We start from the raw sequence: 5,529 nt of genomic DNA on the forward strand, positions 1-5,529 counted from the left end.
GTAAATACCCGTGGTTGGATTTTCACCAACTAGATGTATGCCATGCCCGGCACACGAAAAAAACGCAGGCCCTCGTTCACGGCGCCTGCGTCAAAACTGATCTTTATTTTGAAACAAATACTGACAAACATTTCAGTCAACCTGTCAGGAATGTTCCGAAGCACACTTTTCCTGCGGCGCAGACGCCGCAAGCGGAAGCGCAAACCAGAACACCGAGCCCTGACCGACCTGGGAGCGCACGCCGTATCGGGCCTGGTGCAGCTCCAGAATTTCCCGCACAATCGCCAGTCCGATTCCACTGCCGGCGCTGGAACGCTTATGCGTCTTATCAATCTTGTAATACCGGTCCCAGATATAGTTCAGCTTGTCTTCGCTGATCCCTTCGCCATGATCTTCCACTTCCACGCGCACCTGACCATCGACGATTGTCTGACGGATTACGATCCGTTTATCCTCCAGCGAATAGTTGATCGCGTTGTTAATGAAATTATACAAGACCTGACCTAAACGATCCGGGTCGGCGTTGACCACAACAGATTCGGTGTGTTGAAACTGAATATCAAAGCCGTCCTGTGTCGTAAACTTTTCATATCGGTGCAGCACCGTTTCGATCAACTGCGTCAGATCAAAATTCCGGACATGCAGCTCTATCTTCTTTTCCTGCAGCTTCGACAGATCCAGCAGATCGTTGACCAGATTGGAAAGCCGGTGCGCTTCGTCGATGATAACCTGAACATTTTCAGGCGTGTTTTCACCCGGCAGATCGCGCATCATTTCGCCATATCCGCTGATCATGGTCAGCGGCGTGCGCAGATCATGCGAGACGTTGGCAATCAGATCCCGGCGCATCTGATCTACTTCCTTCAGCTTGCGCGTCGTGTGATTCATCGTATCATTAAGCTGTGTGATTTCCTTATACCCCCGGCCGGTGAAGACAATATCATAATTTCCCTCCGCCATCTGCCGGGCGCTCTGATTGATGTTGACGATCGGTTTGACAATCTTGCGGGACATCAGATAGGCCAGTCCCAGCGAAGCGATGATGACGATCAGCGCGATATAGCTGAGCTGCGTGCGCAGCGTTTCCGTCGTCGCATTGACCGGGGAGATATGCGTATTGACCATAATGATCGTTTTCAGCGCGCTGTTGTCCTCAACAATTTTAAAGTAAATCAAATTCCGCGATCCTTGTTTATTCGAAAAAAGCAAACTCCCGTTGGGCAGTTCACTGACAACCTGCTCCGACTGAATATCCAGATAATCGCCGCCATTGGCCTCCGCTAACGCGATGTAATGAGCGATATCGCTGTTCTTGAGATTATAGATCTGGCAGCCCATCGTATTGGTCGTCTGAATCTGATAGATGCCGTGCAGCACGCGGATGCATGCGTCGTTCTGGCGGGCCTGCTGAGCGACAATTTCCGTAAACTTCTCGCTCTGCAGATTCGCCGCCAGCGTATTTCCGATCTTTTCAATGCCCTCGATCTTAAACCGCTGATAGAAACTGTCCAGAAAAACGACCTGAAACAGCCATAGCAGCGCTAACAGCGCGATCACAAACGCCAGAAGATATTTAACGAGCTTCCATTGCAGACTAGTTTCCGTTTTCAAAACGATAGCCTACCCCTCTGAGCGTCGTAATGTAGCGGCTGTATTCCCGCAGATTCTTACGCAGCAGCTTGATATGCGTGTCCAACGTCCGCTCATCGCCGAAAAAGTCATAGCCCCAGACATTCTGAAGCAGCTTCTCCCGCGTCAGCGCAATCCCGCGGTTTTTAACGAGATAGAATAACAGATCATATTCCTTCGGCGATAAATTCAGTTTCTCATCCTTGATCTTCACAATCCGCCCGGTGAAGTCGATCGTCAGATCGTTGATCTTGATCAGCTCTTTTTTCTCGCTCTGGGAGGTCCGCTTTAAAATCGCGTGAATCCGCATCATCAGCTCCTTCGGCGAGAACGGCTTGACAACGTAATCGTCGACGCCCAAATCGAATCCATGAATTTTATCGTATTCCTCGCCCAATGCCGACAACAGAATAACCGGTACGGTTTCATGCGTTTTGCGGATTTCCCGGCACGCTGAAAAACCGTCCAGATTCGGCATCATGATATCCATGACGATCAGATCATAGTTTTCCTTCAGCGCCTTGTCGACCGCTTCCAGACCGTCGCAGGCTTCATCCACCGCAAAGCCCTCGTATTCCGCATATTTGCGGATCATCTCGCGAATCCGCTGCTCGTCGTCGACCACCAAGATTTTGACCATTGGGATGCACCTCCTGATTTCTTTTTTATTTTACCCTGACGATGTGAATTTTAAGTGAATTTTATTCAGGTTGAATTAATGAGCTGACAAATTCCTGCCACTTCTCGTTCTTCTCGATAAAAATTGCCCCCTGACTTTGCCGCTGAGAATCATAATAGGTGATCGACAGGAATTCTTCTGAAGAGAGCGGCGCTTTCTGCAGCTGAGTCGGCAGATTCTCGTTCAGCCATTGAGACAGCCGGAGATTAAAACTTTCATAATCCAAATCGGTTTGTTGCCGGATCTGTTCGAGCTGATTGTCGTACATGCTGTAAAAATTCAGAAAGCGCACGTTATCGGCATAGGTTTTTAAAAACTGCTGGTTGACAAACGAACTGTACAGCTGAAATACCGACTGATAACGAAGCAGATCGACATTCTGTTCCGTCCGCTCGCCGTTTTCAAACGAGACCAGCGTCAGGCTTAAAAAGCAATAGGACTCGTCGGACTGACGGCAGGCGATCTGTTTTGTTTCATGCAGCAGATCGGCAAAATTCTGCTGCTGTTGTTCCTGCTGCAGCTGTGCGACCAGCTGATCGACCTCGGCTTTATCCAGACCGGCCGAAATCCCGTTGGCTTCAATCCAGTAGACCGATTGCGGATCGAGGCTGCGGTAAAGCAGCTGATATTGATCGTTGGCGCCTAACCGCGTTTCCAGCTGCGGGATTTGTTCCGGCGCGAAGTTAACGTAGAAATCAGAGTAGCCGCGGCCCTGGTAAAACCGGACGATCATATGAATTGAACCTTCGGTGTATTCGCTGTTGACATTGCTTTGAAAAACCAGCCGGATCAGCTCCGGATCGTCCAGTTTGAGCTGTAAAAGCGCCTCATGCTGACGCGATCCCAGCGTGGAGGCCGGGGCCAGCGCGACTGCGCTGACGTCTTCGATTGAAATCTGCCGCGATGCTTCCCGGCGGACCAGAATCCGCATCGGAAAACGGATCAGTGCCGCGATCGCCACGACCGCCAGAAAACTGATCAGCGTCCTGCGCAGGCTGATGAATTCGCGCCGCGCCAGATAATCGTAAAGATGATATAAAATCAACAAGATTCCGGCATATAAAACTGCCGAAACCCAGTCTTTCATGCCCAGCGTGTAGAAAATCGGCACAAACGCCGCAATCCGCACCGCTTCATGCGCGGCTTCGCTGATAAAGGAGGTCTCCGCTACCTCGACCTTGCGCCGGATAAACGCCCAGCTGCCCAACGCCGAGGCGGCAAGCAGATTGATCAGCATGATCCAGCAGCGGCTGTAACTGAACGCTGTGTGGTTGTTGTAATCCGTCACCCTGAACGACTGACGCATCCCGGAAAGACTGCTGATCAACTGATCGAAAGCGATATATGGCAGCGTATCCACTTTTCCCTCATCCTGCACAATCCGCATGGAATAAGGATTGGTCAGCGTTTCCGTCGCTTTCTGACTTGAATAGTCAACCTGGGACAGCTGATCATAATTGTAAAACTGCGTCTGGAACGTATAGTGGAACCACCCTGGCAATAACGTCAGCACCGCGACCAGCACAAACTGCACAAACCGGTTGCCGGTCAGCGACACCGCCAGGCAGCAGCACGAATACACCATCATCATGCTTAAGCCCCATAAGATCAGAAACCGGATCACGACGCCATTTTCGACGATCAGCTGCGGATTGCGCAGCAGCGTGACATGCAGCATCAGCGAAGCGATCAAAACGTTGATCAACAGAAAAATCATGCCCCCGGCCCAGTTGGACCAGTACAGCGTTTTGCGCGGGATCGGTGAGGAAAACACAAGGTCGCTTTTCTTTTTGCTGAAAAGAAAATCAAACAGCGTCACGCAGGCAGCGATCGGAAGCAGAAAACAGGCGCAGAGACTGATAATTCCCGAGATTTCGGAAAACGCGACGACCCGGGTCATTCCCGGCGTGCGGCTGAGCGAAAAACAGTTGATTAAAATTCCGGCCTGGTAGATGATCATCGCCACCAGAAGCAGTCCCTGCGCGCTGCGGAAGTTCTGCCAGAATACTTTAAAATTAAAGACGGAGCGAATCGAACTCATAGCCGTATCCCTCCATTTCATAAATAAACACTTCTTCCAGCGACAGCGGAAGCAGATCAAGGATGATCGGCTGCTTGCTGCGAAGTACGTCGGTGACCAGCTCACGGTCGCCTTTGACGATCATCGTTGCGATCGAACCGCTTTTCTTGTAATACAGCACCTTGAGCTGACGGAATTCATCGCGGTCGAACGTTTTGTCCGGCAGCGCGATCTGAACCTTGAACATCTCGGTTTTTAACGAATCAATGTCGCTTTCAAACATGATCCGGCCTTCTACAAGCAAGCCCATGTGATCGCACAGATCTTCCAGCTCCCGCAGGTTATGCGAGGTTAAAAGGACGGTTGAGCTGCGCTGCGCGACGTCCTCGGACAGCACTGATTTCACCAATGAGCGCATGACCGGATCCAGACCGTCAAACGTCTCGTCAAAGAAGAAATAATGGGCACGGGTCGACAGCGCCAGAATCAGCGCGCCCTGCCGCTTCATACCCTTGGAGAAATTCTGAATCCGCGCCTCAGTGTCGAGCTTGAAATGATCGCACAGCATCTGAAAGCGGTGGCGGTCGAAATGTTCGTACAGACTGGCGTAATAATCGGCCATCATGCGGAAATTGTAGTTGGGAAAAAAGTACAGCTCATCAGGGATGAAGACGATCTCCTTTTTAATTTTCGCGTTGTCAAACACCGCTTCCCCATTGATCTCGGCCTTGCCTTCGCTGGGCTGATACACCCCCGCCAACATCCGCAAAAACGTTGACTTCCCCGCTCCGTTGGCGCCGACCAGCCCATAGATGCTGCCCTCTTTGATAGCACAGTTCATCTGCCGGATCACGGTTTTATTCCGGAATTTCTTGCCGAGATTTTCTGCGATGATCATGCGTTTCCCTGCCTGCGCTTTACGGCAGGTTTTACCCAGCGGGAATCAAACTGTTCCGCAAACAGTTCCATCTGGATGCAATCGTACCACTGTCCGCCGATCTTCTTCGCCTGATGATAGCGTCCGCATTCTTGAAAGCCCACCTTTTTGTAACAGGCGATGGCCGGCAGATTATACGAATAGACCTCCAGATGAACGCTGTGGCAGTTTAAAAGATTAAAGCAGTAATCGCATAACAGCGCCAGCGCTTCGCTGCCGCAGCCCTGATTGTGATAGTTCCGCTCGCCGATCATAATCCCGACG

At 51.0% G+C, this 5,529-nt stretch carries 5 protein-coding genes; all 5 read right to left on the reverse strand.

What is annotated here, in order from left to right; all coding sequences use genetic code 11:
- Positions 1-144: 144 nt before the first annotated feature.
- The gene (locus AC5OW4_RS14155) at positions 145-1,611 is read right to left on the reverse strand and encodes a sensor histidine kinase (protein WP_295769489.1); all 1,467 of its coding nucleotides are present in this window, start codon (positions 1,609-1,611) and stop codon (positions 145-147) included.
- Positions 1,595-2,269 carry a response regulator transcription factor gene (locus tag AC5OW4_RS14160; protein ID WP_072684300.1) on the reverse strand — a complete coding sequence of 225 codons (675 nt, stop codon included), beginning with the start codon at positions 2,267-2,269 and terminating at the stop codon, positions 1,595-1,597. Before AC5OW4_RS14160 ends, AC5OW4_RS14155 begins: the two co-directional genes overlap by 17 nt.
- A 61-nt stretch (positions 2,270-2,330) precedes the next feature.
- Positions 2,331-4,349, reverse strand: coding sequence for a hypothetical protein (locus AC5OW4_RS14165; protein WP_195396434.1), 2,019 nt, complete (start codon positions 4,347-4,349; stop codon positions 2,331-2,333).
- Entirely contained in the window at positions 4,324-5,226 is a 903-nt protein-coding gene (locus AC5OW4_RS14170; RefSeq protein WP_195396433.1) for an ABC transporter ATP-binding protein, read from the reverse strand. Before AC5OW4_RS14170 ends, AC5OW4_RS14165 begins: the two co-directional genes overlap by 26 nt.
- Positions 5,223-5,529: GNAT family N-acetyltransferase (locus tag AC5OW4_RS14175; RefSeq protein WP_493677119.1), on the reverse strand; the 307-nt coding region annotated here is incomplete at its 5' end. The genes AC5OW4_RS14175 and AC5OW4_RS14170, both read right to left, overlap by 4 nt.

This window comes from Holdemania sp. (genome assembly GCF_986127675.1).